The sequence below is a fragment of the Micromonospora sp. ZG13 genome, from assembly GCF_059359355.1.
In genome coordinates this window covers 558,831-584,933 of sequence record NZ_JCADBQ010000001.1, presented here as the reverse complement: position 1 = coordinate 584,933, position 26,103 = coordinate 558,831, and the positions used below count along the sequence as shown (strand labels likewise).

Below are 26,103 nucleotides of genomic sequence, written 5' to 3'. Positions count from 1 at the left end.
CGGCCCGGGCGCTAGGGTGCTCGGATGACCCCTACGCGCAACCACCTGGTGTGGGACTGGAACGGCACCCTGCTCAACGACCTGAGCCTGGTGGTCGCCTGCACCAACGTCGCCTTCGCCAGCGTCGGCGGGCCCGCCGTGACCGCCGACGAGCACCGGGTGCGGTTCCGCCGGCCGATCGCCGACTACTACGCCGAGGTGCTCGGCCGGGCGGTCGACGACGACGCGTTCGGTCGGCTGGACCGGATCTTCCACGACGCGTACCGCACGGGGCTGACGACCTGCGAGCTGGCGCACGACGCAGGCGTCGCGATGGCGGCCTGGCCGGGCAGCCAGTCCCTGCTGTCCATGTGGTTCCACGAGGAGCTGGTGCCGACCGTGCACACGTACGGGCTCACCGGGCACTTCGTCCGGGTGGACGGGCTGCGGGCGAGCGTCGGCGGGGACCGCAAGGCCGAGTCCCTCCGGCGGCACCTGACGGAGCTCGGCGTGGACGGTCGGGACGTGGTGCTGATCGGGGACTCGGTCGACGACGCCGACGCCGCCGTGTCGGTGGGGGGCCGCGCCGTCCTCTACACCGGCGGGTTCACCGACCCGGCCCGGCTGCGCGCCTCCGGGCACCCGGTCGCCGACACCCTCAGCGAGGCCGTCGGCCTGGCGGCCACGCTGCCCTGACCGGCCCGGGCGGGTCCGCGCGCGCCGACGGCGGGTGCGCCCGCTGCCCGGCCCACGGCGAGTGCCCCGGCCGCCCACCGCTCCGTCGACGGTGCCGCACCGGGTGCCGGGTCAGTTTCGCAGGTAGGCCAGCACGGCCAGGACCCGGCGGTGCTGCTCGGTGTCGGGCGGGAGCTGGAGCTTGGTGAAGATGTTCCGCACGTGCTTCTCGACGGCCCCGTCGGTGACCACCAGGGTCTTCGCGATCGCCGTGTTGGAGCGGCCCTCGGCCATCAGCGCGAGCACCTCGCGTTCGCGCGGGGTGAGTTCGCGCAGCGGGTCGTCGCGCCGGCGCCGGGCGAAGAGCTGCCCGACCACCTCGGGGTCGAGCACCGTCCCGCCGCCGGCCACCCGGTCCAGCGCGTCGAGGAACTCGTCGATCGCGGCCACCCGGTCCTTGAGCAGGTAGCCGATCCCGCCCCCGCCGCCGCCGGTGGTGGCGAGCAGGTCGTCGGCGTACGACACCTCGACGTACTGGGAGAGGACCAGGATCGGGGTGCGGGGCACCAGCCGGCGGGCCTCCACCGCCGCGCGCAGCCCCTCGTCGGTGTGCGACGGCGGCATCCGGACGTCGACGATCGACACGTCCGGCCGGTGGGCCACCACCGCCGCCACCAGCGCCTCGCCGTCGGCCACGGCGGCCACCACCTCGTGCCCACGCTCGGTGAGCAGCCGTACCAGCCCCTCCCGGAGCAGCACCGCGTCGTCCGCGATCACGATCCGCATGCGCCTGTCTACCACGTACGGCTCACAGCGGGAGCTCCGCGCGGATCTTGGTGGGGCCGCCGGCCGGGCTGACCACGGAGAGCCGGCCGCCGGCGGCGCGGACCCGGTCGGCGATGCCGACCAGCCCGTGCCCCTTGGCCAGGTGGGCGCCGCCCTGCCCGTCGTCGTCGACGTCGACCTCCAGCCGCCCCTCGTGCCGGGCCACGGTGACCTGGCACTCGGTCGCCCGGCTGTGCTTGGCGACGTTGGTCAGCGCCTCGGACACCACGAAGTAGGCGGTGCTCTCCACCGCCGGGTCGAGCCGGCCGGCCGGGCTGCCCAGCTCCGGGTCGAGCCGCAGCTCGATCGGGATCAGGCCGCGCCCGGCCAGGGCGGCCAGGGCGCTGGGCAGTCCCCGGTCGACCAGGATCGGTGGCGCGATGCCCCGGGACAGGGCGCGCAGCTCGGCGAGCGTCTCCCGGGTCTGGGTGACCGCCTCGTCCAGGGTGCGTCCGGCGGCCTCCGGGTCGACGGCGAGTTGCTGGCGGGCCCGGCTGAGGTCCATCGCCAGCCGGACCAGGCGCTGCTGCGGGCCGTCGTGGATGTCGCGCTCCAGCCGGCGCAGCGCGCTCGCCTCGGCGGAGACGGCGGCCCGCTTCTGCTCCTCCAGCACGGTGATCCGGTTGCGCATCTCGGCCACGCCGGTGAGCAGGGCGCGGCCGAAGCTGGCCTGGAGCAGCGCGCAGCCGCGCGCCACGATCGGCAGGGTGATCAGGAAGAACAGCCCGATCGCGGTGTGCAGGCCGATCCGCGCGATGGTCGAGTCGCCCAGGCCGAGGAGTTGGGGGAGGCCCACGTCCTCCGGGTCGCCGTGCGGCAGCGCCCAGTCGTACGCCCAGTAGAGGGTGCCGGCGACGGCGCCGGCCCACCAGACCAGCGTGACCACGAAGGTGACGATGGCCACGATCAGCTTGAGGATGCCGTGCGCCAGGTCGAGCCAGGACTGCGCGTCCCCCATCGGCACGAAGATGCGCCGCCAGGCGCTCGCCCCGGGCTCGGCGAGCCGGTACTGGGGGCGGATGCGGGACTGGTGCAGCACGGCGGGGAGGCGCAGCCGCTCGATGTCGGCGAGGCCCCGGGCGGCGTAGAGGGTGCCGCTGAGGATCGGCAGGCCGATCACCGTCACCACCAGCCCGAGCCCGGCCGCCAGGCCGACCAGCAGGACGACGAAGCTGGCCAGGGCCAGCGGGAGGCCCAGCAGCACGTAGCCGGAGTCCAGCAGGAGCTGGCGGGAGATGGTCGGCGCCGGCACGGGCTGGTCGGCGGTGACGGGTACGGCGGTCATGCCACGAGGCTAGGCAGCGCGGGGTGGCCGACCCATCCCGTCGGCCCGCCTCTGCGGCGTAGGGCTGGCCCTACCGTGACCGGATCGTGGGCGAGCCGTGGGTCGCGCGATTGGTCAGAGAAGTCTTAATTGAGCAATAATCGGCGCGGCCAGCGCCAACGGCGCCGCCCGGAGGTCGGGCGGCGGCCGGCGGAGGCCGCCGGATCGATCTTGCGGAATGGAGGGGCTGGTGAAGCCGCGTCGCGAGCTTTCAAGATCGCGATTTGTGCACGCCTTCACAAGCGCCTACTCTGTAGTTCCGACGCGCCCTGCTAGCACAGCCGGCAATCTCGGTCGCCAGCGGGAGTCCCGAAACGGCCGGCCGGTGGAGTTGGCCGAGGATCGCACCGCACGGAGTCTCATGAGTCAGCACCGTCACCCTGGCGCGCCCGGCCGCGCCGGTGCCGTACCGGCGCTCCCGGATCTGCCGGAGGCGACCGTCGCGCGGCTCCCGGAATACCTCCGTGCCCTGCACAATCTCGCCGAAACCGGCCACGAGACCGTGTCCAGCGAGGGTCTGGCCAGCGCCGCCGGCGTGAACTCCGCGAAGCTCCGCAAGGACCTCTCGCACCTCGGCTCGTACGGCACCCGTGGCGTCGGCTACGACGTGGCGCTGCTGATCGACCAGATCGAGTACGTGCTCGGGCTCACCCAGCGGCGGGCCGTCGCCCTGGTCGGGGTGGGTAATCTCGGTCACGCCCTCGCCGGCTACGACGGCTTCGCCAGCCGCGGCTTCCGGATCGCCGCGCTCTTCGACGCCGACACCGCGCGGGTCGGCGAGGAGATCAACGGGCTGGTCGTGCGGCACATCGACGAGCTGCCCCGGGTCGCCGTCGAGGAGGCCATCGCCATCGGCGTGATCGCCACCCCCGCCTCGGCCGCCCAGGCGGTGGCCGACCAGCTCGTGGCCGTCGGTGTGACGAGCATCCTGAACTTCGCCCCGTGCGTACTCTCGGTCCCGGAGGGGGTCGACCTGCGCAAGGTCGATCTCGCCATCGAGCTGCAGATCCTGTCCTTCCACGAGCACCGCAAGGCATCGCTGACCGCGCTCCCCGCCACCGGTGGGTCCGCCCTCACCGCCCTGCCCGGGGGGCTCGCCGTCACCGACCCGCAGGAGGCGATCGGCACGTGAAACTGCTCGTCGTCGGCGCGTCCTACCGCACCGCTCCCGTCGCCACGCTGGAGCAGCTCGCGGTCGGCCCCGCGGACCTCACCCGCACCCTGGACCGGCTGGTCGCCCAGCCGTACGTGACCGAGGCCGTGATCGTCTCCACCTGCAACCGGGTGGAGGTCTACGCCGCCGTGTCCGGCTTCCACGGCGGCCTCGGCGACATCTGCGCGGTGCTGGCCGAGCACGCCGGCTGCCAGCCCGCCGCGCTCGCCAACCACCTCTACGTGCACTTCGACGCCGCCGCCGTGGACCACGTCTTCCGGGTCGCCGCCGGGCTCGACTCGATGGTGGTCGGCGAGGCGCAGATCCTCGGCCAGCTCCGGGACGCCTACCATTCCGCGACCGGGGCCGACACCGCCGGGCGGCTGCTGCACGAGCTGATGCAGCAGGCGCTGCGGGTCGGCAAGCGGGCGCACGCGGAGACCGGGATCGACCGGGCCGGCCAGAGCGTGGTGACCGCCGCGCTGGAGCTGGCCGCCGGGCACCTCGACGGCGACCTCGCCGGCCGTCCCGCGCTCGTGGTCGGTGCGGGCGCGATGGGGTCGCTGGGCGTCGCCACGCTGTCCCGGCTGGGCGCCGGGCCGCTCACCGTCACCAACCGGGGCACCGACCGGGCCGTCCGGCTGGCCGAGGCGTACGGGGCCGGCGCGACGCCGATGGCGGAGCTGACCACCGTGCTCTCCACAGTGGACATCGTAGTGGCCGCCACCGCGGCCGCCGAAGCGGTCCTCACCCGTGAGGTGGTGACCCGGGCGCTCGCCCGGCGCGACCCCGACCGGGGGCCCCTGGTCCTGCTCGACCTGGCCGTGCCGCGCGACGTGGAGGCCGGCGTCGCCGAGCTGCCCGGCGTCGAGGTCATCGACATCGACCGGATGGCGGCGCTGCTCGCCGACGGGCCCGCCGCCACCGACGCCGCCGCCGTCGAGCGGATCGTGGTCGGCGAGGTCGACGCCTTCCTCACCTGGCTGCGCGGCGCCGACGTGGCGCCGACGGTGGCGGCCCTGCGCGGCCGTGCCGACGACGTGGTGGGCGCCGAGCTGCGCCGTCTCGCCCAGCGCCGCCCGGACCTCACCGACGACCAGCGCGCCGAGGTGGCCCGTACGGTGCACCGGGTCGTGCAGCGGCTGCTGCACCAGCCGACCGTGCGGGTCCGCCAGTTGGCGGCCGAGCCCGGCGGCGACCAGTACGCGGCCCTGCTGCGCGAGCTGTTCGACCTCCAGGTGCCGCAGACCTCGCCCGTCGACAACGTCCCCGACATCGGGGCCGGCGACGCCGCGCCGCCGTTCGGGCTCGCCGACGCCACGCTGCCGTTCGGGCTCGCCGACGTTCCGCCGCCCGTCGGCCTCGCCGACATTCCGCCGTCGACGCGCTCCGCCGACGTCCCGCCCATCGGAGGTGAGCGATGAGCACGCCCCTGCGCCTCGGTACCCGTGGCAGCAAACTGGCCATGGCCCAGTCCGGCCACGTCGCCGAGGCCCTGACCGCCGCGACCGGCCGGCCCGTCGAGCTGGTCGAGGTGGTCACCGCCGGCGACCGCTCGGCCGCGCCGGTGCACCGGCTCGGCGTCGGCGTCTTCGTCTCCGCCCTGCGTGACGCGCTGACCGCCGGCACGATCGACTTCGCGGTGCACTCCTACAAGGACCTGCCCACCGCGGCGGCGGCCGGACTGCACGTCGCGGCGGTGCCGACCCGGCAGGACCCGCGGGACGCGCTGGTCGCCCGGGACGGCCGTACCCTCACCGAGCTGCCCTCCGGCGCGACCGTGGGTACGGGCGCGCTGCGCCGCATCGCCCAGCTGCACGCCCTCGGGATGCAGTTGGAGGTCACCCCGATCCGCGGCAACGTCGACAGCCGCCTCGCGCGGGTGCTCGGCCCGGAGGCCGACCTCGACGCGGTCGTGCTGGCCCGGGCCGGGCTGGCCCGGCTCGGGCGGACCGATGTGATCACCGAGACGCTCGACCCGATGCTGATGCTGCCCGCGCCCGCCCAGGGTGCCCTGGCGGTGGAGTGCCGGGCCGACGACACCGACCTGGTCGAGCTGCTCGCCGTGCTCGACCACGCACCGTCCCACGCCGCGGTCGTCGCGGAGCGGGCGCTGCTGGCCACCCTGGAGGCCGGGTGCTCCGCCCCGGTCGCCGCCTACGCCGAACTCGCCGAGGGCGACGCCGGCGAGGAGATCTATCTGCGCGGGGCGGTGATCAGTCCGGACGGTACGAGAGACCTCCGGCTGTCCCGCACCGGAACGCCCGCCGACGCGGCGGAGATCGGCAAGGCACTCGCCGCCGAACTCCTCGACCTCGGCGCCGACTCGATCCTCGGCCACGATGGACACGCCGGCCCGGGGACCCAGCAATTTGGGAGCACAGAATGACCCGCACCCGTAAGCCCGTAGGCCGCATCGCCTTCGTCGGGGCCGGTCCCGGCGACCCGGGCCTGCTGACCCGCCGGGCGCACGACGCCCTGGTCGACGCCGACCAGGTGGTGTACGACCGGGGAGTCCCCGAGTCGCTGCTCGACGCCGTGCGCGCCCAGGCCAGGTCCGACGCCGAGTTCACGCCGGCGGAGGGCGCGCCGGGTGACGTGGCGAAGGTGCTGATCTCGGCGGCCCGCTCCGGGCTGAACGCGGTGCACCTGGTCGCCGGCGACCCGTTCGGCCACGACTCGGTCGTCAAGGAGGTGCAGGCGGTCGCGCGGACCGCCGCGCACTTCGAGGTGGTGCCCGGCGTCGGCCAGGCCGAGGGGGTGGCGACCTACGCGGGCGTGCCGCTGCCGGGCGTACGGACGGCCGCCGACGTCGAGGACGTCGGCACGCTGGACTTCGACGCGCTGGCCGCCGCCGTACGCCGGGGCTCGCTGGCCCTGGCCGTGGACGCCGGTGACCTCGCCGCGATCCGCGACGGGCTGCTCGCCGCCGGCGTGGAGGGCACCACCGGCGTGGGGGTGACCGGGGACGGCACCGGCGAGACGCAGTACACCACCACCTCGACCGTCGACTCGTTCGTCGCGGCGGCGCTCGGCTTCACCGGCCGGGTGGTGCTCACCGTCGGCGAGGGCGTGGGCCAGCGCGACAAGCTGAGCTGGTGGGAGAACCGGCCGCTGTACGGCTGGAAGGTCCTCGTGCCCCGCACCAAGGAGCAGGCCGGCGTGATGAGCGCGCGGCTGCGCGCGTACGGGGCCATCCCCTGCGAGGTGCCGACGATCGCGGTCGAGCCGCCGCGTACCCCCGCCCAGATGGAGCGGGCGGTCAAGGGCCTGGTCGACGGCCGGTACGCCTGGGTGATCTTCACCTCCGTCAACGCGGTCCGCGCGGTCTGGGAGAAGTTCGCCGAGCACGGCCTGGACGCCCGGCACTTCGGCGGCGTCAAGATCGCCTGTATCGGCGAGGCGACCGCCGACGCCGTCCGCGCGTTCGGCATCCAGCCCGAGCTGATCCCGTCGGGCGAGCAGTCCTCCGACGGGCTGCTGGCCGAGTTCTCGCCGCACGACGAGATCCTCGACCCGGTCGGTCGGGTGCTGCTGCCGCGCGCCGACATCGCCACCGAGACCCTCGCCGCCGGGCTCACCGAGCGCGGCTGGGAGGTCGACGACGTGACCGCGTACCGGACGGTCCGGGCCGCCCCGCCGCCCGCCGAGATCCGGGACGCGATCAAGTCGGGTGGCTTCGACGCGGTGCTCTTCACGTCCAGCTCCACGGTGCGCAATCTCGTGGGTATCGCGGGGAAGCCGCACGCCCGTACCGTCGTTGCAGTGATCGGGCCCAAGACGGCGGAGACCGCGACGGAGTTCGGCCTGCGGGTCGACGTCCAGCCGCCGCACGCCTCGGTCCCCGATCTGGTCGAGGCGCTCGCCGCCTACGCCGTCGAGTTGCGCGAGAAGCTCGCCGCCATGCCGGCGAAGCAGCGCCGCGGCTCGAAGGTGCAGGGGCCGACCGCCCTGCGGTTCCGTTAGTCGTAGCAGGAGGTCCGTGATGCCGTACCCCGAGATCCGGCCCCGCCGGCTGCGCCGCAACGCGGCCATCCGGCGGCTGGTCTCCGAGACCCGCGTCGACCCGGCCGAACTGGTCGTGCCGATGTTCGTCAAGGAGGGGCTGACGGAACCGCGGGCGATCGTGTCGCTCCCGGGGGTGCTCCAGCACTCCCGGGACTCGCTCCGCAAGGCCGCCGCCGAGGCGGTCCAGGCGGGCGTCGGCGGCATCATGCTCTTCGGCGTGCCGGAGCAGCGGGACCCCACCGGCTCCGGCGGGGTCGACCCGGACGGCATCCTCAACGTCGCGATCCGTGACGTCGTCGCCGAGGTGGGCGACGCCACGGTCGTGATGAGCGACCTCTGCCTGGACGAGTTCACCTCGCACGGGCACTGCGGCCTGCTCACCCCCGGCGGCGACGTGGACAACGACGCCACGCTGGAGGCGTACGCCGAGATGGCGGTCGCCCAGGCCGCCGCCGGGGTCGGGGTGGTCGGGCCGTCCGGGATGATGGACGGCCAGATCGCGGTGGTACGCCGGGCGCTCGACGCCGCGGGCCACCAGGACGTGGCCGTCCTGGCGTACGCCGTCAAGTACGCCTCGGCCTTCTACGGCCCGTTCCGCGACGCGGTGGAGTCGGCGCTGGAGGGCGACCGGCGCACCTACCAGCAGGACCCGGCGAACCTGCGGGAGTCGCTGCGCGAGGTCGAGCTGGACGTCGCCGAGGGCGCCGACATGGTGATGGTCAAGCCGGCCCTGCCGTACCTCGACGTGGTGGCGGCCGTGCGTGCGGCGGTGGACGTGCCCGTCGCCGCTTACCAGGTCTCCGGCGAGTACGCGATGGTCGAGGCGGCCGCCGCGAACGGCTGGATCGACCGGGAGCGGGTCATGCTGGAGACGCTCACCTCGATCCGCCGGGCAGGCGCCCAGATCATCCTCACCTACTGGGCGGTCGAGGCCGCCCAACTCCTCCGCCAGCGCTACTGACCGCCGCCCCTGCCCGACCCGCCGCCCTCTGCCGGACCGCAACTCCGCCAGACCGGCACCCTGCCCGACCCGCCGCCCCGGCCGGACCGCAACTCCGTCCGCCCGGCACCCCTGCCCGGGCTCGTCAACTCGTCGCTGCCGGCCTGAACGGACGCCCCGAGCCGCCCGAGCCGACCCGGGCTGGGCCGAGCCGGGCCGGCGGGTTCTGCGCTGGTGCTTGCTGCTGCCGGCGGGGCGCTTTCGATGCCTCGCCAGCAGGCTCGGGTGTTGGTGGTGCCACCTCATCGTCGCTGCCCGGCACTTGGTGCGAGTAGAGGCTCGCGACCTTGCTCGCCGGAAACGGTCGAACCTTCGTCACGTTAAGTGATCCCGCTGCGCTCGAAGGTCAGTGTCCCTCGGACGCTTTGCTCTGCATCCATTCACGCACCGGCAACCCACGGTGACTGTTGCGTATATGGCTGCAGAGCAAAGGGCGCGCGGAGTTGGGCGGCTCCTCAGCGAGCCGGAGGATGAAACTGCTGGTCAGGCCGTTTTGCTGATTGGTGGGGTCGCTGAGAGCCGCTTCGAGGGGAAGGATGCAATTACGCAGAGTAGGAATTGGGCGGGATATCACTTCTGTTACTGTGAGTCACCATTCAGTGGGTGAGGCCGGCTTGCTGCGGTGTGGCGTCGGGTAGTGGGTTTTCCACAGGCGGCTGGGTTATCCACAGGTGGCGCGGCTGGGATTGCGGGAGGGCGCGGCAGCGGGGGAGCGTGGCCGGATGACCGCCCTACCCGCAGAACCGGCGAGAGGCCGGCCCCTTGATCCCGACGCCGTGCCGGGCTCTGCCGCCGGGCCGGACTCCGCCATCGCGCCCGGCTCCGCCGCCACGTCGGGCTCCGCCGTGCCGGGCTCTGAGGCTGCCGTGCCGGGTGCTGGGGCCGTCGTGCCGGGTGCTGGGGCCGCCGCGTTGGGCTCGCGTGAGCCGTCGGTGATGTTGACCGAACCGTTCGACACGCCGTGGCCAGCTGCGGGCATCGTCCGGGCGGTGCGGCGGTACGCCAGCCTCAGCCAGCGGGAGCTGGCCCGGTGGGCCGGGGTGAACCACTCCACCGTCGGGCGGATCGAGGCGGGCCGGCTGGTGCCGAGCATCCTGCTCCTGCGCCGCATCATCGGGGTCGCCGGATTCCGGCTGGCCGTCGTCGACGAGTTCGGGCGGGTGTTGAAGCCGATGCGGGACTGGCAGGACACCCGGGACGGGGCGGGGCGTCGCTATCCCTCGCACCTGGACACCATTCTCGACCCCGAGCCGGGCGAGTGGTGGGCGGACGTCTACGGGTTGGCCCGCCCGCCGGAGACGTTCTACCGCGACCGCAGGGTCCGCGACGCCATGCGACGGCGCAGTCAGTGGGAGGTGCGGGTGGCGAAGTACCGCAGCGTGCCCCCGCCACCGCGCGTACCCCCACCGCCGCGCGTTCCCCCACCGCCGGGGCTGCCCGACCCACGCTCTCCGTGGTGAGCGAACGGCCCGCCACCCGGGGAACTCCTGGGCGGCGGGCCGTCGGGGCGTGCTCCGGTGCGACGTCAGTCGTCGTCGGTGATGGTGCCCACGGCGAGGGGGTCCGCCAGGCGCAGGCCCGGCACGCCGGCCACCACCAGGTTCACCTTCTCGTCCGCCTCCCGCTTCCGGTCACCGCGCACGGTCACCGGGAAGTCCAGCGACGTCTGCCCCGCCGCCAGGACCTTGCATCCGACGTACGGGTCGTAGTCGGCGCCGGCCTGGGCCGTGGTGCCGTACGTGGCGGCGCAGAGCAGCACCGGCTGCGACAGCGGGCGCGAGACGGTGGCCGTGAAGGTCAGCGGCCGGGTGCCCCGGTCACCCTCGACCACCGACGCGTCGCCGACGCTCAGCGACGCCCGGGAGCGGAAGCGGGCCACCTGCGGGTCGTGGTCGCTGGAACCCCGGCTGCCGTCGGCCGCGTGGTCGGCCGGCCAGTCGGCGTTGATGTGCGCCGCCCGCATCTGCACCAGGTCCCGGTGCAGCGCGCCGTTCACGAACAGGTGGTCCAGCGTCTGCGCCTGCCCCTCGAAGCTGTACGAGTAGGCCGACGACGGCGCGTCAGCGAGCAGGTCGTCCCAGAGGTTGCGCATGCCCGCCTCGTACAGCGGCCCGAGCTGGTCCGACGGGGTGGGGTCGGCCGCCGTGGCGATGGGATCGTCGGGGCGGGGGAAGACGTTCAGGTCCCCGCCGTAGACCACCCGCGCGTGCGGGTCCGACGCCTCGATCGCGGTGACGATCGCGGCGCCGTACGCGGCCTGCTCCCGGCGCTGCCCGACCCGGCTGTCCGGCCCGGACGAGTAGTGGTTGCTCGCGGCCCACAGCGTGTACCGCTCGGCGGAGCCGGGCGCGGCGGCGACCGTGAACTTGCCGAGCTGCGGGGCGCGGGTGAAGACGTTGTTTCCGTCCTTGCCGGTGGAGGTGTCCACGTCGGCGGGGAGCACCGCGTTGAGCGCCTTCGGGTTCTGCACGTCCGCGTTGCCCGGCAGCCCCGCCCCCCGGTACTCGACGGTCGGCGCCGAGCCCAGCAGCGGGTCGGCGGCGGTGGGCGCCGCCAGCGACACCCGGTCGGTGCGGAACAGGAACGCCGCGGTGATGCCCCGGGCGTCCGCGCCGGTCCGGTCGTACGCGGCCTGGTAGGCCGGGCCACCGGCGGCGGCGATGGCCAGCGCCAGGTCCTGGAGGCTGTCCGGCGCGCCGTCGGCGTTGTCCGTGCTGCCACAGACCAGCTCGGTGCCGGAGACCGAGCAGATGTCCTGGTCCTCGGCCTCCTGCACCAGGATCAGGTCGGGGGAGTGCAGGTCGGTGGTGATCTGGTCGGCCAGCGCGACGAGCTGCTCGCGGTACTCCTGCTCGCTGCCCGGGACGTAGTCGAACGGCGGGCGCACCCCGGTGCAGCCGGCGTTGCCGGCGAAGTCGCAGCCGTCGAACGGGTCGTCGCGGTAGTCGTACAGGTTCTCGACGTTGTAGGTCGCGACCGCGACCTCCTCCGAGCGGTTGGCCGGCTTCGGCGGGTTGTTCGTCGACGGGTCGGCCCCGCCGGTGAACGCGGCCGCCTCGACCTGCACGCCGTACTTCTCGAACGAGTAGTAGAGCCCGCCGACCGCGTCGGCGGTCAGCGTGTCGAAGGTGCGCGCGGGCGGGAGCAGCGCGGCGCTGTCACCCGTGCTGCCCTTGACGCCCATGCTGCCGAGCAGGACGCGCTGCCCGTTGCCGTCGTCGAAGCGGCGGGTCGGGTCGTTGTCCAGCGGGTGCGCGTCCCGGAACACCCGGCGGGCGTACGCGTCGGCGCGGTCGAGCAGCGGGTCGTCCCGGTCGATCACGAAGATCTCGGCGTCGGCGGTGGAGGCGAAGACGTTGCGCCCGCTCACCGCGCCGCTGCCGGCGCGTACGCGCAGCCGGGCGCCCTCGTGCCGCTCGAAGAAGCGCTGGGCCGCCGCCAGGTCGACCGGCGGCACCGCGTCGGTCACCTCGACCTCGGCGTTCACGTCCACGCCGGAGGCGATCCGGCGCACCAGCGACGCCCCGGAGAGCTGGGTGAAGTTGAAGTACTCGGAGACCCGGGCGCGCAGCACCACCTCGTCGCCGACCGTCGGCACGTAGCCGCCGATCAGCGAGGTGAACGAGCCCATGAAGACGAAGATGCCGTCCGAGCTGGTCGGGTCGCCGTCGGTGGCGTCGGAACGGCTCTGCAGGAAGAAGCCGTGCTGGTCGCGGCCCGACGAGTCGCGGGCCAGGGTGCGCTGGGTGATCACGCCGCGTACGTCGTACAGCGTGCTGCTGGTCCCGTTGCCCGTGGCCGGCGCGAGCGGCGACCGGTCGGCGGGACCGGACTCGGCGTCGGTGGTCGGGCCCTGCACCTCGCCGACGGTCAGCTCCCGGGTCACCTGCACGGCCAGCGTGCAGGTGGCGGTGCCGCCGTCCGCGTCGGTGGAGGTCAGCACCACGGTGTACGCCCCGGCGGCCAGGTCGGCGCTCGTGGCGACCGTGGCCCGGGCGGTGCCGCCCACCGCGTCGGCGGGGGTGACCGCCGAGCGGCTGACGGAGCCGGTGGCCGGGGTCGGGCTGACTGAGGTGACCGCCAGGTCGACGATGCGGTCGTCGGTGTCGGTGGCGGTGACCTCCCGGGTGGCCGCCGTGCCGGCCGGGGTCACCAGGGCCGGGCCGCAGGCGAGCGTGGCGGGCGCGTCGACCGGCCCGCCGCCGTCGACGGCGTGCGTGCCGAGGCCGTCGAACGTGTCGACGGGGAAGCCGGCCCACTGGGCGGCCGGGTCGAACGCGTCGGAGGGGTCGGTGTCGCCGGACGTCACGGCGGCCGACCGGCGCAGCGTGTTGTCGGCGGTGCTGGTGACGCCCGTGCCCCACTCGGTGCCCGGGTCGACGCCGACCTGCCCGATCGAGTCGAGCACGGTGCCGCCGCGACGCAGCACGATGGCGTCGTCGCCGTTGAACAGGCTGGCGCCGGTGGTCTGGTCGGCCCGGTCGAGGATGGCCGGTGCGGCCGAGGCGGCGGCGAGGACGAAGACGTCCCCGGCCGCGACGGTGCCGGTGAGGGCCAGGTTCGTCGGCGTGGTGGAGCCGTTGAAGTGCAACTGGAGCTGGTAGCCGCCGGCGGCCAGGTCGACGGCGGCGCCCGTGCCGTTGAACAGCTCGATCGCCTTGTTGTTCGACGAGCCTTCGACGTACTCGGAGATGAAGAGGTCGGTGGGCGCGGCGCTGGCCGCGGTGGGTGCGACGCCGACGGCCGTGACGGTCACGGCGGCGGTGGCGGTCGCGAGCGCGGCAAGAGTGCGGCGCGGGCGCATAAGGCCTCCACGATGGGTGGACGGGGAACTAACGCACGTTAAGGGTCGCTGCTGACCGCCGTCCATCCCCCAGCGGACGGATTCGTGAACGTTCCGGTCAGCGTCCGGCGTCGAGGCGGTGCACCAGCTCAGCCACGTCGATGCTGTATTCGCACCATTCGCGGTCCGGACGGTAGCCCAGCTCGGCGTTGACCTTGAGCATGGCCTCGTTGGCCTGCGCGTTCCACGTCTGCACCTCGGTCAGCTCCGCCTCGGCCGAGCGCAGCTCCATCAGCATCCGGGCCTTGATCGCCCGGTCGATGCCGTAGCCCCGGTGGTCCTGCACGACGATCGTGTCGTACTGGTCGGCGCGGGTGGGATGTTGGACCGGCACGACCACCTCGGTCAGCCCGGCCACCTCGCCGGTCTGCTCGTGCAGGGCGAGCACGATGTAGGGCTTCATGCCCCGCCGGTGCAGGCAGTCCAGGCTGTCGCGCAGCCGCTCCGGGTCGTAGGAGCTGGGGCGCAGCTCGCCGTCCTCGACGTCGCGCACCTCCGCCTTGGCCCGGGCGTACGCCTCGATCAGCTCGTTTGGCGGACCGCCCGGGTGGAACTGGAGGTGGTAGCCCGCGCCGATGCCGGTGGCCATCTCGGCCAGCTCGGCCCAGTCCACCCCGGACAGGTCCAGCACGCTGCGGGTCTCGACGTATTCCTTGGAGAAGCCGAGCGACTCGTAGAAGGCGACGGCCGGCGTGTCGCCGACCACCTCCACCCCGATCGACTGGAAGCCCTCCTGGTAGACCCGCCGGGCGGCGGTCAGGACGAGGTCCCGGCCGAGGCCCGTACGCCGCGCCGACGGGTGGACCAGCACCTCCAGCACGCCGATGTCGCCGAGCAGCAGCACGTGCACGTGGCCCAGGATCGCCCCCGGGCTGCCGTCGGCCGCCGGTTCCGTCTGGGCGACCCAGGAGATCCGCCGTTCGCCGGGCATGACCTCAGCGAGGTATTCCCGCATGGAGCTCTCCCGCCACGGCGGATCCTGCGGCAGATCGGCCGCCAGGACCGCGTTCAGCGTGTCCAGCAGCGACGCGATCTCGGCGGACGACGCGGTCCTGGGGTCCCACTCGCGCACCATCACCCGTCTAGCTTGCCGCTAACCGCTGCCCGGGGGAAGTGTCCAGTTCTCCAATGTACGCGGACGATCACTTCACGTGCGGCTGGCCTGTCCGTACCGGTTGGCGGTGTCGTAGACGTCCTGGGCGTAGCGGCGGACGTCGTTGTAGGACAGGATCGCGTTCCACCAGTCGGCCGGGATGGTGAGGTTCCGGCCGCCCTTGCAGAGGTAGTTGCCGGCGGCGAGGGCGGCGTCGTCCAGGTCGTGCGGGTCCTTGACGCCGTCGTTGTCGGCGTCCGCCCCGATCTCCTGCCAGGTCGTCGGGATGAACTGCATCGGCCCGACCGCCCGGTCGAGGACCGGGTCCTTGTCCATCACGCCGCGGTCGGTGTCGGGGATGCGCATCCGGCCGCCCTGCCCGTCGAGCGGCAGGCCGATGATCTCGGGCAGTGCCTTGCCGTCCTGGCGGAGCGTCGCGCCGTTGGCCTGACCGTGCCCCGACTCGACGAACCCGATGGCCGCCAGCGTGGTCCAGCTCAGCCCGCAGCTGCGGTTGGTCTGGGCGAGCACCACCTCGGCGTAGCCGTACGCCTGCATGGCCACCGGCGAGATGCCGACCTTGGGCCCGACCTGGGCGGCCCAGCCGGCCAGCGCGTCCGACGGCCGACCGGTGGAACCGCCGACGACCGGGCCGGTCGGCGCCGTTCCGGGCGGCAGCGCCGTCTGGGTGGGCAGTGGCATCCCGCCGGGCGGTGGCGTCCCGCCGGGCAGCGGCGCCTGCGGGTCGGTGGTCGGGGCGGGGGAGGTGGCGTCGACCGCGACCGGCCGGGTTCCCCGGGCCGTCGCGGGCACCAGCAGCGCGCCCGCCGCAGCCGTCGCCGCGACCAGGGCGAGCAGGAACACCCCGGGCAGGGTGAGTCGCCCGCTGGGTCGCCGCGACCAGTCCCGCGTGGCGCGGGCGGCGGCGATCGCGATGCGGTGCGGAGGCCGGCGTACGGCGTGCGCGAACTGCACCCGGCGGCGGCGGGGCCCGGCGGCCGGTTTCGTGGCGGGCACGTCGACCTTCGTCTGCGCGAGGTCGCCCGCGCCCGACTCGGCGCCGTCGCCGTCACCGTCCTTCGCCCCGCTCCCGGTGGCCGCCGCTCCCGTGGCCGAGGTCGCGGTGGCCGGCTTCCCGGCCGCGCCGCCGGCTTTCGTGTCGGGGGCGCTCCTGTCGTCCGGCTGCGCGGCCGTGGTGGCGGCAGGCTCGTCCGGCTTCGCGGCCGTGGCCGGCTTCGTCTCGGTGGCCGGCCCTGCGGCCGGCTTCGCCTTCTCAACCGGCTTCGCCTTCTCAACCGGCTTCGCCTTCTCGGCTGGCTTCGCCTCGGCGGTGGGCTCTTCCGCCGGCTTCGTGGCGACCGGCTTGTCGGCCGGCCTCGCTTCGGCTGGCTTCGCTTCGGCGGCCGGCTTCGTGTCCTCCGTGGAGGTGGATCTCAGCCAGGGGCGGCGGGGACGCGGCAACCGCGTCGCGGGCCCGGGCACGGCGCCGGACTCGGCGAGCGGCCCGTCGATGGGTGCCGCCGGCCGCAGGGGCCGAAGGGTCTTCCTGTCCTCGCCGTCCACCACAAGTTGAGTATCACCCATGTACCCCCGTACGTCAGGACCGGTCGTACCCTGGGTGCCATGCCCCGGTACGAGTTTCGTTGCCGCGCCTGCGGCGACACCTTCGAGGTCAACCGTCCGATGGCGCGGGCCGCTGAGCCGGCGTCCTGCCCGCAGGGGCACGCCGACACGGTCAAGCTCCTCTCCACCGTCGCGGTCACCGGCCGGGGCGGCGGTGCGGCCGGTGGCGCGCCGGCGCCGGCCGGCGGAGGGTGCTGCGGCGGCGGCTGCGGCTGCTGACCGGCGGTCCGCCCCCGCCCGTCCGGGCCGGTTCCTCGTCCGCCGCGACGTCCGCCGGCCCAACCCCTCCGGCCAGCCGGGGCGGAGGGCTCCCCGGGGGCCGGAGCCGCCCGACCGTTCTCACGATGCGTGATGGTCCGGTATCAGGCAGCATGAGTCCGACGTCACGGGCGGAGGTTCCACCATGTCGCCACGGATCCATCTCCCGAGCGGGTTGGTGACCTTCGTCTTCACCGACATCGAGGGCTCCACCCGGCTGGCCCAGCTGCTCGGGCCGGACTACCCGCCGGTGCTGCGGGAGCACCGCCGCCTGCTGCGCCGTACGATCGCCGCGACCGAGGGCGCGGAGCTGCTGACCGAGGGGGACTCGTTCTTCCTCGCCTTCGGCGACGCGACCGCCGCACTGACCGCCTGCCTGACCGCCCAGCGGGCGCTGGCCAGCCACGAGTGGCCCACCGCCGACGCCGTGCCCCGGGTCCGGATGGGGTTGCACACCGGCTGGGCGGAGCCGCGCGACGGCGAGTACGTCAGCCCGGAGGTGCACCGCGCGGCCCGGGTCGCCGCCGCCGCCCACGGTGGGCAGGTGCTCTGCTCGGCGTCTACGGCGCGGCAGGTGGAGCCGTTGCCGCCCGGCGTGTCCCTGGTCGACCTCGGCCTGCACCGGCTGCGCGGCTTCGACGACCGGGAACGGCTCTTCCAGCTCGTCGCCCCCGGCCTGGAGCGGCAGTTCCCGCGGCCCCGCACCGCCGACGCGAGCGCGCACAACCTGCCCACCCCGGTCACCTCGTTCGTCGGCCGGGACGCCGAGCTCGCCGAGCTGCGGCGGCTGGTGGAGGCGCACCGGCTGGTCACCGTCCTCGGCGCGGGTGGCGCGGGCAAGACGCGGCTGGCCGTGGAGCTGGCCGTCGACCTGGTGGAGTCCCATCCGGACGGGGTCTGGTTCGTCGACATCGCCGCGGTCACCGACCCGGGCCTGGTGGCGTTCGAGGTCGCCGCCGTGCTCGGCCTGCGTCCCGAGCCGGGCCGCCCGATGGTGGACACACTGGTGGAGTACGCGGCCGCGCGCCGCATGCTCATCCTCCTGGACACCTGCGACGCCCAGCCGGCGGCCTCGGCCGCCGTGATCTCCCGGCTGCTCGCCGGCGGGGTGGGCGTCCGGGTGCTCGCCACCAGCCGGGAGTCGTTCGGCCTGCCGGGCGAGGTGGTCTGGCGGATCCCGTCGTTGTCGGTCGACCCGCCGGTCGAGGGGGCGGAGAGCGACGCCGTCGCGCTGCTGCTGGACCGGACGGCGGCGGCGCGGGGCGGCCGGCCCCCGGACCCGGCGGAGTCGGCCGACCTGCGGCGGGTGGTGCGCCGGCTGGACGGGTTGCCGCTCGCCATCGAGCTGGCCGCCGCCCGGCTGCGGGTGCTCTCCGTCGGTCAGCTCGCCGCGCGTCTCGACGACGTGCTGGGCACCCTCGACGCAGGGCGGGAGGACCCGCCTCCGGCGGAGCCGGACCCGTCGGGCGACCGGCAGGACGGCGTGGATCCGGTGGCGGCGGCCGAGGGGATGGCGTCGCCCAGCCCGGCCGTCCGGGCGGTGCAGCGCTCCGCCACCGAACGGCACCTGACCATGCAGGCCACGGTCACCTGGTCGTACCGGACGCTGGGGCCACGGGCCGCCCGGCTGCTGCGCTGGCTGGCGGTCTTCGCCGGGCCGGTGGACCTGGCGGCGGTGGAGTGGCTGCTCGGCGACGATCCGCTCGATCCGCTCGCGGTGCTGGTCGACAAGTCGATGGTGCTGGCCGAGCCGCACGCCGCGGGCAGCACCTACCGGATGCTCGACCCGATCCGGGCGTACGCGGCGCGGCGGCTGGTGGAGGCGGGGGAGGAGCGGTCGGCCCGCAACCGGCACGTGGCGTGGTCGATGCACGCGCTGGAACGGGCGCACCTGGGCCCGGACGGGCGGCCGGTGACCCTGTCGCTCTACGCCCTCGACCCGCTCGCCGGCGAGCTGCGGGCCGCGCTGCGCTGGTGCGCCACCGGCGGCAGTGCCCGCGCCGGCCTGCGGCTGGCCGGGGGCCTCGACCAGTGGTGGCGGGAGCGGGGCCTGGCCCGGGAGGGGCGGCTCTGGCTGTTCCGGCTGTACGGGCGCATCGCCGAGACGGGGGAGCGGATCCCGGAGGCCGAGCTGGCGGCGGCGTACCACATGCACTCGCTGCACGCCGGCGCGGACGGCGAGTTCGCCGAGGAGCTGCGCTACTCCCAGCGGGCGGAGGCGGCGGCCCGGCAGGCGGGCGACGCGGGCCTGCTCGCCCGGGTGCTCGCCGGGCGGGCCGCCCCGCTGGTCGACATGGGACAGTTCGCGGAGGCCGAGCGGATCTGCCGCGAGGTGATCGACTGGGCGTCCGGCCAGGAGGTGCTCGGCGATGCGCTCTTCGGGGTGTTCAGCCTGGCCGAGCTGCTGTGGCGGCGGGGCGCCCTGGACGAGGCGGCAGAGCTGCTGGGCGCGGCGCGACCGGTGGAGGCGGCCCGGCCGGTGGAGCGGGGGCGGCGCTCCGTCGACATGCTGCTCGGGATGGTCGCCCTGGCGCGTGGGGACCTCGTCGCCGCGCACGAGCACCTCCAGGTGGCGCTCCGCTCGCGGATGAGCCACGGCTTCCACGGCCGGGCCTGCGACACGTTGAACGCGATGGCGGTGCGCTGCGCGACCGGCGGCGACGGCCTGACGGCGGCCCGCCTGTTCGGCGCGGCGGGGGCGACCCGGGCGAGCATGCGCTGCGCCCCGGGCATCTACGACGGGTACTGGGCGCAGCGGCAGGGGGAGCTGCGCCGGGAGTTGGGCGACGCGGCCTTCGACGGCGCGTACGGCGAGGGGACCGAGCTGGGGCTGGAGGAGGCGGCGGCGCTGGCCCTCGCCGTCGAGCACCCGGACCTGGCGGCCGGCTCGGCGCGGTTCGGCGCGGGGCACGCCCACGTGGCGCCCCGCCAGACCGTCACTCCCGACCGGTGCCGCCACCACACGGGGCACGCCTGACGGCGGGGTCCGTCGTCGTGCCGGTCGGGGCCCGCGTCGACCCGGTGGGCGGGGACGCGGACCCCTGGGCGGTACGGGTGGGTCAGCGGCTCAGGGCGGCGCGGCGCTCGGCGTCGGCCTTCATCCGGGCGGCGCGGTCGATGTCGGCCTGCTGCACGGCGGCGACCGAGCCGAAGGCGCTGACGGCCTGGTAGTACGTCCAGGCGAGGCTGGTGCAGGCGGGCCGCACGACGCTGTTGTACGTGGCGCAGACCCGCTTCAGGTCGGCGTAGAAGGCGCTGTCCAGTCGGGCCTTGTTCGCCGAGAACCGGCTCATCGCCTTGTAGTTGCGGTAGCCGAAGTCGTGCCGGTAGCAGGAGAGCGTGAAGTTGAAGCCGAGCGGGTTGTCCGGGCTCGACGAGCAGTAGTCGGTCGACCAGTTGAACTCGTACGCCGCCCAGGCGCCCTTGTTCAGCCGGCCCGAGTTCCAGGAGTTGTAGCTGGTGGCGCTGGTCTGGGTCCAGCTGGACAGGACGGAGAGCTTCTGCGAGGTCGTGACGGCGGCGGCGGGGGAGGAGACCCCGAAGACGAAGAGCATCGCGAGCGCGGCCGAGGCGAGCAGGGTGGTGAGGCGTCTGGGCACGGGTTACCTCCGCGGGGGATGGCGGGCGGGACGGGGGTTACCGGCGGGTCACCGGAATGCCGACCAGTGTGGATCATGGAGGGATCCGGGGGATGTGGTGCCCGCCGACAATTAGTGACAGGCGTTGAAACAGACGAATGCCCCGGGTGCCAGGGGCACCCGGGGCATTCGGTCGGACGTCAGCGGACGAACGCCGGCGGGCTTGCCGGGCTCTCGTTCGCCAGTCGGTCGAGCGCGGTCACGTAGTAGGTGTAGCGCTTGCCGGCCTCGGCCGTCGTGTCCACCCAGGACTGAGTCCGGGTGCCCGCGTCGGCGCGGACCGTGTCGACCAGGTGCGCGGCGTCGGCGAAGTCGCACCGGCCGGCCAGGCCGGTCCCGTCGAAGCGGTAGATCGCGTACGAGGTGGCGGTGCCGAGCGGGCCCACGCCGTCGGCCGGCTGGAGCCAGCTCAGGCGGACCCCGTCGTCCTGCCGCGCGGCCTTGGTGACCACCGGCATGAGCAGCGGCTTCTTCGGCAGGTGCGACATGGTCGGGACCAGCGCCGGGCGGGAGTAGTGCTCGGCGGCGTAGATGTCGGTCGCGCCGAGGCGGTTGGCCCGCACCTGAACGGCCGAGAAGTGGACGTTGCCCAGGACCTCCGGGTACTGCCGGTTGAGCGTCAGGTGGTTCGACAGCTCCCGCGGGTTCATCCAGAACGAGCCGTAGACCGGGTCACCGCTCTTGTAGTCGGCCTGCCCGATGTAGAGCTGCACCCGGGTGCCCTTGACCACGTCCGCCCACCACGGCACCAGCCGGGTGTAGTCGGCGGCCGGGTACTGGCCCATGTACCAGTAGAGCTGCGGCACGATGTAGTCGATCCACTCCTCCTTGACCCACTTGCGGGTGTCGGCGGAGATGATGTCGTACGACTGGCTGCCGGTGGTGTCCGAGCCCAGCGGGTCGGCCGACTGGTTGCGCCAGATGCCGAACGGGCTGACGCCGAACTTCACCCACGGCTTCTCGGCCTTGATCTTGGCGTTCATCTCCTGGATCAGTAGGTTGATGTTGTCCCGCCGCCAGTCGGCCTTGTCGGTGAAGCCCCGGTTGTGCGCCGCGAAGGTGGCGTCGTCGGGCACCTGGTGGGTGCCGCTCGGGTAGGGGTAGAAGTAGTCGTCGAAGTGCACGCCGTCGACGTCGTACCGCTTGACCGCGTCCATCATCGCGGTCTGCACGAACTCGCGGACCTCCGGGATGCCGGGGTTGTAGTACAGCCGGCTGCCGGCGACCCCGGCCGGCGGGTAGGCGAAGGTCCACTCCGGGTGCTCGCGCACCGGGTGGTTCGGCGCGAGCTGGTTGATGTCGGCGCCGGCGCCGCCCGGGGCGGGCATGGAGATGCGGTACGGGTTGAACCAGGCGTGGAACTCGAGGTTGCGCTTGTGCGCCTCGGAGACCACGAACTTCAGCGGGTCCCAGCCCGGGTTCTCGCCACGCACCCCGGTCAGGTACTCCGACCAGGGCTCGTGGGGCGACGGCCAGAGCGCGTCGGCGGTCGGCCGGACCTGGACGACCACGGCGTTGTGGTTGAGCCGCTCGGCGAGGTCGAGCAGCTGGCGGTACTCGGCCTGCTGCGCGGCGATGCGGTCGGGCGCGGTCTGGGACGCCTTGCTCGGCCAGTCGATGTTGACGACCGAGGAGATCCACATGGCCCGGAACTGCCGCTTCGGGGTGGCCGGGTCGGTGACGCAGGTGGTGGTGGAGGCGGCGGTGGTCGCCGCGTCGGGCGCCGCGCTCGCCGGGGTGGCGGCGACGAGCGCGCCGAGCAGTGCGGCGGCCAGCCCGGCGGCTCCGAGCCGAGTTGCCTTCATGCGGTGTGTCCCTTCGTTGGGGCTCCCGTGTCAGGGGTTCATCGCGGCACAGACGGCAAGATTCGCCGTTGACAATCTGCCGCTGGTAGGAAATTTTCACACCTCACGGCTCTGCGCAAGAGTCTGGACGGGATCGATCCGTCCGTCCACGTCCGCTCGTCCCTGTGGCCGGGGCCACGGCGCGCAGGGTGCTGGACCGCACACGCCGGGTGTCGGCCCGATTGGCCCGAGATCGTCAGGATTGAGGAGGGCTCACGCTGGGTAGCATCGCCGGTCACCGGCCGCCACAGGGGTGGTCCGGACGGTGGGAGGGGTGACGGCGGTGTCCGTGCTGCGTACCAAACCGATCGGGGACGTGATCGCGCAGAGCGAAGCCGACGGCGAGGACGGCGGACCCGGCCTGAAACGACGGCTCGGCGCCCGCGACCTCACCGGCTTCGGCATCGGCATCGTGATCGGCACCGGCATCTTCACGCTCACCGGCATCGAGGCCCGCGACAGCGCGGGACCCGGCGTGGTGATCTCGTTCGCCATCGCCGGCCTGGTCGCCCTGCTCGCCGCCCTCTGCTACGCCGAGCTGGCCTCCAGCGTGCCGGCCGCCGGCAGCGCCTACACCTACGCGTACGCGACCATGGGCGAGATCGTCGCCTGGATCATCGGCTGGGACCTGCTGCTGGAGTTCGCCCTCGGCGCGGCGGTGGTGGCGCGCGGCTGGTCCGGCTACCTGGCCGAACTCGTCGGCCTGCCCACCGCCTGGTTCGGCGAGGAGGGCAGCGTCGTCAACGTCGGCGCGATCGGCATCGTGCTGCTGCTCGGCGTCGTGGCGATCGTCGGCATCCGCGAGTCCGCCCGGGTGACCAACCTGCTGGTGCTGGTCAAGGTCGCCATCTGCGTCTTCATCGTGGTCGCCGGCCTGTTCTTCGTGAAGGCCGCCAACCTCACCCCGTTCATCCCGCCGGCGGAGCCCGCCGACGGCAGCGAGGACGGCATCAAGCAGCCCGTCACCCAGGCGCTCTTCGGCCTGGAGCCCTCGGTGTTCGGCTTCGTGGGCGTACTCAGTGCCGCCGCCGTGGTCTTCTTCGCGTACACCGGCTTCGAGGCCGTGGCCAACCTCGGCGAGGAGACGAAGCGCCCCCGCCGGGACCTCACCCTCGGCCTGCTCGGCACGCTGCTGATCTCGACCGTGCTGTACATCGGCGTCTCGCTGGTCGTGGTGGGCATGGTCCCGTACGACCAGATCGACCGGGGCGCCCCGATCGCGGCGGCCTTCAACGCGGTCGGCGCCGAGTGGGCCGGCATCCTCGTCTCGATCGCCGCCGTCGCCGGCCTGACCAGCGTGATCCTGGTCGACCTGGTGGCCATGGGCCGGATCGGCTTCGCCATCAGCCGCGACGGGCTGATCCCGCCGTCGATCGCGAGGGTGCACCCGCGCTGGGGCACCCCGTACCGGATCTCGGCCGTCATGACGGTGGCGGTCGCGCTGCTCGCCGGCTTCCTGCCGCTGTCGGCCCTGGCTGACCTGGTCAGCATCGGCGCGCTCGCGGCGTTCGTGCTGGTCTCCGTCGCGGTGCCGATCCTGCGCCGCAAGCGCCCGGACCTCGACCGGCCGTTCCGGGTGCCGTTCTCCCCGGTGCTGCCGGTCTTCTCGGCGCTGGCCTGCTTCTACCTGATGCTGAACCTGTCGGTGGAGACCTGGCTGCGGTTCGCCGCGTGGATGCTGCTCGGCGTCCTGATCTACTTCGGCTACGGCTACCGCCGCAACCGCCTCGCCCGGCGTTCCTCGTCCGCCGACTCCCGGGAACCGGCTTCCGTCTGACCTCGGGCGGGGTTCCGGCTCGTCGCGGGTCGAGCTCCCCGGAAACCCTCCGGGGTCGCCCGCCGCGGTCCGGTCGCGCTTCCCCTGGTGTACGAGGACAGCGCGGCACCCGATCCGTCGGGTGCCGCGCTGTCGGCGTCTCCGGCCGTCAGGGCCTCTGCTGCGGCCCCGCCGTCGGGCCCTTGACGACGGGCTTGCCGTCGGTCCAGACGACCTCGTCGAGCCAGACCTGGCGGCCCGGGTCGACCGTGCCCTCCTGGCCCGGCGGCCAGGCGTGGTAGAGCAGCCAGGTGCGCCCGTCGTTGACCACCATCGAGGCGTGCCCCGGCCCGGAGGCGACCTCGTTGGTCTTCAGGATCGGGTTCTCCGGGGCCTTCACGCACGGCCCGGCGGGCGACTCGCAGATCGCGTAGCCCTCCGCGTACTCGGCGCGGTCGTAGGCGTTGGCGGCGAAGAACAGGAACAGCCTGCCGTCGTGGCGGTGCAGGAACGGGCCCTCGATCAGGGTGCCCTCCCACGGCTCGGTCTGCTTCAGCAGCTTCGTCGGCTCGCCGACCAGGCGCAGCCCGTCGTCCGAGAGGCGCTGCGACCAGATCCAGGTGTCCACCCCGATGGCGTTGCCGTCGTTCTTCCACAGCAGCCAGAGGCTGCCGTCGGCGTCCCGGAACGGGCTGGCGTCGATCGCGCCGCCCAGCTCCGCCTGGCAGATCAGCGGGCCGGTCGAGTCGTCCCGGTACGGCCCCTGCGGCGCGCTCGCCACGGCCCGCCCGACGCACTGCCGCCCCGACTCGCGCCCGGCGACGGTGTAGTAGAGCGCGAACCGGCCCGGGGCCAGTTCGATCACCTCGGGCGCCCAGGTCTTCCCGGCGTCCGCCCAGGCCGGCAGTTCCGGCAGCGCGTCCCCGGCCGGGGTCCAGTCGACCAGGTCCCGGGAGGTGAGCACCGGGACGTTGCGGCCACCGGCGTTGGTGTGGAACAGGTACCAGGTGTCGCCCACCCGGATCGCCTGCGGGTCGGGCGCGTCGGTGCGTACGACCGGGTTGGTGAACATGCGCGCGTCGTCTCCCGTGTTCGAGGGTTCTTCTCCACCACCGCACCCGGCGGCGAACAGCGCGGCGGCGAGCACCGCCGCCGCGCCGCGCCGCCGGGTCGTTCCGACCGTCATCCCTTCAGCCCGCTGCGGGAGACGCCCTGGATGATGTGCCGCTGGGCGAGCACGAAGAGGACCAGCACCGGCACGCTGGCCAGCACCGCCCCCGCCATGATCACCGGGTAGTCGGTGACGTAGGCGCCCTGGAGCAGGCCCAGGCCCGGCGGCAGGGTGAGCGTCTCCGGGCTGAACAGCACGAAGATCGGCCAGAGGAAATCGTTCCAGTTGGTGAGGAACGACAGCACCGCCAGCGTGGCCAGCGCCGGCCGGGACAGCGGCAGCACCACCCGCCAGAAGATCTGCCACTGGTTGGCCCCGTCCAGCACCGCGGCCTCCTCCAGCTCCCGGGGGAGGGAGAGGAAGAACTGCCGCAGGAAGAACACCCCGAACGCGCTCGCCGCCCCGGGTACGATCACCACGGTCAGGGTGTCGATCCAGTTCAGCTCGTCGACGATCAGGAAGTTCGGGATGATCAGCGAGGTGGGCGGGATGAACAGCGTCCCGACGATCAGCGCGAAGAACACCCCACGGCCGCGGAAGCGCATCCGGGCCAGGGCGTACGCGGCCATCGAGGCCGTCGCCAGCACCAGCAGCGCGTGCGCGGTGGCGGCCAGCATGCTGTTGGCGAACCAGCGCAGCACGGGGTTGGCCGAGTTGTTCAGGATCTGCTCGTAGCCGTACCCGGAGATCGGCTCCGGCAGCCAGGTCGGCGGGATCTGCTGGGCCCCGGTGTAGGTCTTCAGCGAGGTGATGACCATCCACACCAGCGGCAGCAGGAAGACCAGGGCGAGCGCGACCAGGGTGGCGTAGAGCGCGGTCCGGCGCAGCGCGGTACCCGGCGCGCGCCCGGCCGCCGGGACACCGACCCGGCCCGGCTCGGGGGCGCGCGTGGTGCGCGTGGGCGTCGTCATGG

19 protein-coding genes are annotated in these 26,103 nt (G+C 73.8%); 10 read left to right on the top strand and 9 right to left on the bottom strand.

Annotated features, from left to right (window positions below; all coding sequences use genetic code 11):
• Positions 1-24: 24 nt before the first annotated feature.
• The gene (locus AC5L34_RS02790) at positions 25-675 is read left to right on the top strand and encodes an HAD family hydrolase (RefSeq protein ID WP_494823728.1); all 651 of its coding nucleotides are present in this window, start codon (positions 25-27) and stop codon (positions 673-675) included.
• A 111-nt stretch (positions 676-786) separates the two neighbouring features.
• Here AC5L34_RS02790 and AC5L34_RS02785 read toward each other — a convergent pair whose 3' ends face one another.
• Both AC5L34_RS02785 and AC5L34_RS02780 read right to left on the bottom strand, forming a co-directional pair.
• Positions 787-1,440 (bottom strand): response regulator transcription factor, encoded by a 654-nt coding sequence (locus AC5L34_RS02785; RefSeq protein ID WP_088998230.1) that lies wholly within the window; start codon positions 1,438-1,440, stop codon positions 787-789.
• Between the two features lie 22 nt (positions 1,441-1,462).
• On the bottom strand, positions 1,463-2,764 hold the full coding sequence (locus AC5L34_RS02780) for a sensor histidine kinase (RefSeq protein WP_494823727.1): 1,302 nt from the start codon (positions 2,762-2,764) through the stop codon (positions 1,463-1,465).
• 400 nt (positions 2,765-3,164) lie between these two features.
• On the opposite strand from AC5L34_RS02780, the gene AC5L34_RS02775 reads away from it, so the two are divergent.
• The 6 genes from AC5L34_RS02775 (at position 3,165) to AC5L34_RS02750 (ending at position 10,424) form a co-directional block, all read left to right on the top strand.
• The gene (locus tag AC5L34_RS02775) at positions 3,165-3,935 is read left to right on the top strand and encodes a redox-sensing transcriptional repressor Rex (protein WP_357713603.1); all 771 of its coding nucleotides are present in this window, start codon (positions 3,165-3,167) and stop codon (positions 3,933-3,935) included.
• Positions 3,932-5,380, top strand: coding sequence for a glutamyl-tRNA reductase (locus AC5L34_RS02770; RefSeq protein WP_494823726.1), 1,449 nt, complete (start codon positions 3,932-3,934; stop codon positions 5,378-5,380). The genes AC5L34_RS02775 and AC5L34_RS02770 overlap by 4 nt, the downstream gene beginning before the upstream one ends.
• Entirely contained in the window at positions 5,377-6,345 is a 969-nt protein-coding gene (gene hemC, locus AC5L34_RS02765; RefSeq protein ID WP_441176087.1) for a hydroxymethylbilane synthase, read from the top strand. The genes AC5L34_RS02770 and hemC overlap by 4 nt, the downstream gene beginning before the upstream one ends.
• Positions 6,342-7,922: a bifunctional uroporphyrinogen-III C-methyltransferase/uroporphyrinogen-III synthase gene (locus tag AC5L34_RS02760; protein ID WP_441176086.1), complete on the top strand. Its 1,581-nt coding sequence runs from the start codon at positions 6,342-6,344 to the stop codon at positions 7,920-7,922. The genes hemC and AC5L34_RS02760 overlap by 4 nt, the downstream gene beginning before the upstream one ends.
• A 19-nt stretch (positions 7,923-7,941) precedes the next feature.
• On the top strand, positions 7,942-8,925 hold the full coding sequence (gene hemB, locus AC5L34_RS02755) for a porphobilinogen synthase (RefSeq protein ID WP_494823725.1): 984 nt from the start codon (positions 7,942-7,944) through the stop codon (positions 8,923-8,925).
• A gap of 974 nt (positions 8,926-9,899) precedes the next feature.
• On the top strand, positions 9,900-10,424 hold the full coding sequence (locus tag AC5L34_RS02750) for a helix-turn-helix domain-containing protein (protein WP_494823724.1): 525 nt from the start codon (positions 9,900-9,902) through the stop codon (positions 10,422-10,424).
• 65 nt (positions 10,425-10,489) lie between these two features.
• On the opposite strand, the gene AC5L34_RS02745 is transcribed toward AC5L34_RS02750, so the two are convergent.
• The 3 genes from AC5L34_RS02745 to AC5L34_RS02735 form a co-directional block, all read right to left on the bottom strand.
• On the bottom strand, positions 10,490-13,768 hold the full coding sequence (locus AC5L34_RS02745; protein WP_494823723.1) for a lamin tail domain-containing protein: 3,279 nt from the start codon (positions 13,766-13,768) through the stop codon (positions 10,490-10,492).
• Between the two features lie 97 nt (positions 13,769-13,865).
• A complete protein-coding gene (locus AC5L34_RS02740; protein WP_441176264.1) occupies positions 13,866-14,882 on the bottom strand; it encodes a GNAT family N-acetyltransferase in 1,017 nt (338 codons plus the stop codon).
• Between the two features lie 72 nt (positions 14,883-14,954).
• A complete protein-coding gene (locus AC5L34_RS02735; RefSeq protein WP_494823722.1) occupies positions 14,955-16,484 on the bottom strand; it encodes a lytic murein transglycosylase in 1,530 nt (509 codons plus the stop codon).
• Between the two features lie 39 nt (positions 16,485-16,523).
• Between AC5L34_RS02735 and AC5L34_RS02730 the strand changes: the two genes are divergently transcribed.
• Complete coding sequence (locus AC5L34_RS02730) at positions 16,524-16,742, top strand: FmdB family zinc ribbon protein (protein ID WP_101412874.1); 219 nt, start codon at positions 16,524-16,526, stop codon at positions 16,740-16,742.
• A gap of 184 nt (positions 16,743-16,926) precedes the next feature.
• Positions 16,927-19,758: an ATP-binding protein gene (locus AC5L34_RS02725; protein WP_494823721.1), complete on the top strand. Its 2,832-nt coding sequence runs from the start codon at positions 16,927-16,929 to the stop codon at positions 19,756-19,758.
• Positions 19,759-19,840: 82 nt separating this feature from the next.
• On the opposite strand, the gene AC5L34_RS02720 is transcribed toward AC5L34_RS02725, so the two are convergent.
• Both AC5L34_RS02720 and AC5L34_RS02715 read right to left on the bottom strand, forming a co-directional pair.
• On the bottom strand, positions 19,841-20,380 hold the full coding sequence (locus tag AC5L34_RS02720) for a phospholipase (RefSeq protein ID WP_441176080.1): 540 nt from the start codon (positions 20,378-20,380) through the stop codon (positions 19,841-19,843).
• Positions 20,381-20,559: 179 nt separating this feature from the next.
• The gene (locus AC5L34_RS02715; protein ID WP_494823720.1) at positions 20,560-22,224 is read right to left on the bottom strand and encodes a glycoside hydrolase family 10-like protein; all 1,665 of its coding nucleotides are present in this window, start codon (positions 22,222-22,224) and stop codon (positions 20,560-20,562) included.
• Positions 22,225-22,537: 313 nt separating this feature from the next.
• Here AC5L34_RS02715 and AC5L34_RS02710 point away from each other — a divergent pair, with 313 nt between their 5' ends.
• The gene (locus AC5L34_RS02710) at positions 22,538-24,040 is read left to right on the top strand and encodes an amino acid permease (RefSeq protein WP_441176078.1); all 1,503 of its coding nucleotides are present in this window, start codon (positions 22,538-22,540) and stop codon (positions 24,038-24,040) included.
• 148 nt (positions 24,041-24,188) lie between these two features.
• On the opposite strand, the gene AC5L34_RS02705 is transcribed toward AC5L34_RS02710, so the two are convergent.
• Together AC5L34_RS02705 and AC5L34_RS02700 are read right to left on the bottom strand one after the other, a co-directional pair.
• A complete protein-coding gene (locus AC5L34_RS02705) occupies positions 24,189-25,205 on the bottom strand; it encodes a glycoside hydrolase family 43 protein (protein ID WP_494823719.1) in 1,017 nt (338 codons plus the stop codon).
• Positions 25,202-26,101 (bottom strand): carbohydrate ABC transporter permease, encoded by a 900-nt coding sequence (locus AC5L34_RS02700; protein ID WP_088998245.1) that lies wholly within the window; start codon positions 26,099-26,101, stop codon positions 25,202-25,204. Before AC5L34_RS02700 ends, AC5L34_RS02705 begins: the two co-directional genes overlap by 4 nt.
• Positions 26,102-26,103 lie beyond the last annotated feature (2 nt).

Bases quoted from the DNA above. Each gene is read 5' to 3' on its own strand.
- AC5L34_RS02740 (WP_441176264.1), bottom strand. From the start codon at position 14,882: ATGGTGCGCGAGTGGGACCCCAGGACCGCGTCGTCCGCCGAGATCGCG.
- AC5L34_RS02705 (WP_494823719.1), bottom strand. From the start codon at position 25,205: ATGACGGTCGGAACGACCCGGCGGCGCGGCGCGGCGGCGGTGCTCGCC.
- AC5L34_RS02715 (WP_494823720.1), bottom strand. From the start codon at position 22,224: ATGAAGGCAACTCGGCTCGGAGCCGCCGGGCTGGCCGCCGCACTGCTC.
- hemB (WP_494823725.1), top strand. From the start codon at position 7,942: ATGCCGTACCCCGAGATCCGGCCCCGCCGGCTGCGCCGCAACGCGGCC.
- AC5L34_RS02760 (WP_441176086.1), top strand. From the start codon at position 6,342: ATGACCCGCACCCGTAAGCCCGTAGGCCGCATCGCCTTCGTCGGGGCC.
- AC5L34_RS02700 (WP_088998245.1), bottom strand. From the start codon at position 26,101: ATGACGACGCCCACGCGCACCACGCGCGCCCCCGAGCCGGGCCGGGTC.
- AC5L34_RS02750 (WP_494823724.1), top strand. From the start codon at position 9,900: ATGTTGACCGAACCGTTCGACACGCCGTGGCCAGCTGCGGGCATCGTC.
- AC5L34_RS02725 (WP_494823721.1), top strand. From the start codon at position 16,927: ATGTCGCCACGGATCCATCTCCCGAGCGGGTTGGTGACCTTCGTCTTC.
- AC5L34_RS02745 (WP_494823723.1), bottom strand. From the start codon at position 13,768: ATGCGCCCGCGCCGCACTCTTGCCGCGCTCGCGACCGCCACCGCCGCC.
- AC5L34_RS02735 (WP_494823722.1), bottom strand. From the start codon at position 16,484: ATGGGTGATACTCAACTTGTGGTGGACGGCGAGGACAGGAAGACCCTT.
- AC5L34_RS02790 (WP_494823728.1), top strand. From the start codon at position 25: ATGACCCCTACGCGCAACCACCTGGTGTGGGACTGGAACGGCACCCTG.
- AC5L34_RS02785 (WP_088998230.1), bottom strand. From the start codon at position 1,440: ATGCGGATCGTGATCGCGGACGACGCGGTGCTGCTCCGGGAGGGGCTG.
- hemC (WP_441176087.1), top strand. From the start codon at position 5,377: ATGAGCACGCCCCTGCGCCTCGGTACCCGTGGCAGCAAACTGGCCATG.
- AC5L34_RS02775 (WP_357713603.1), top strand. From the start codon at position 3,165: ATGAGTCAGCACCGTCACCCTGGCGCGCCCGGCCGCGCCGGTGCCGTA.
- AC5L34_RS02780 (WP_494823727.1), bottom strand. From the start codon at position 2,764: ATGACCGCCGTACCCGTCACCGCCGACCAGCCCGTGCCGGCGCCGACC.
- AC5L34_RS02730 (WP_101412874.1), top strand. From the start codon at position 16,524: ATGCCCCGGTACGAGTTTCGTTGCCGCGCCTGCGGCGACACCTTCGAG.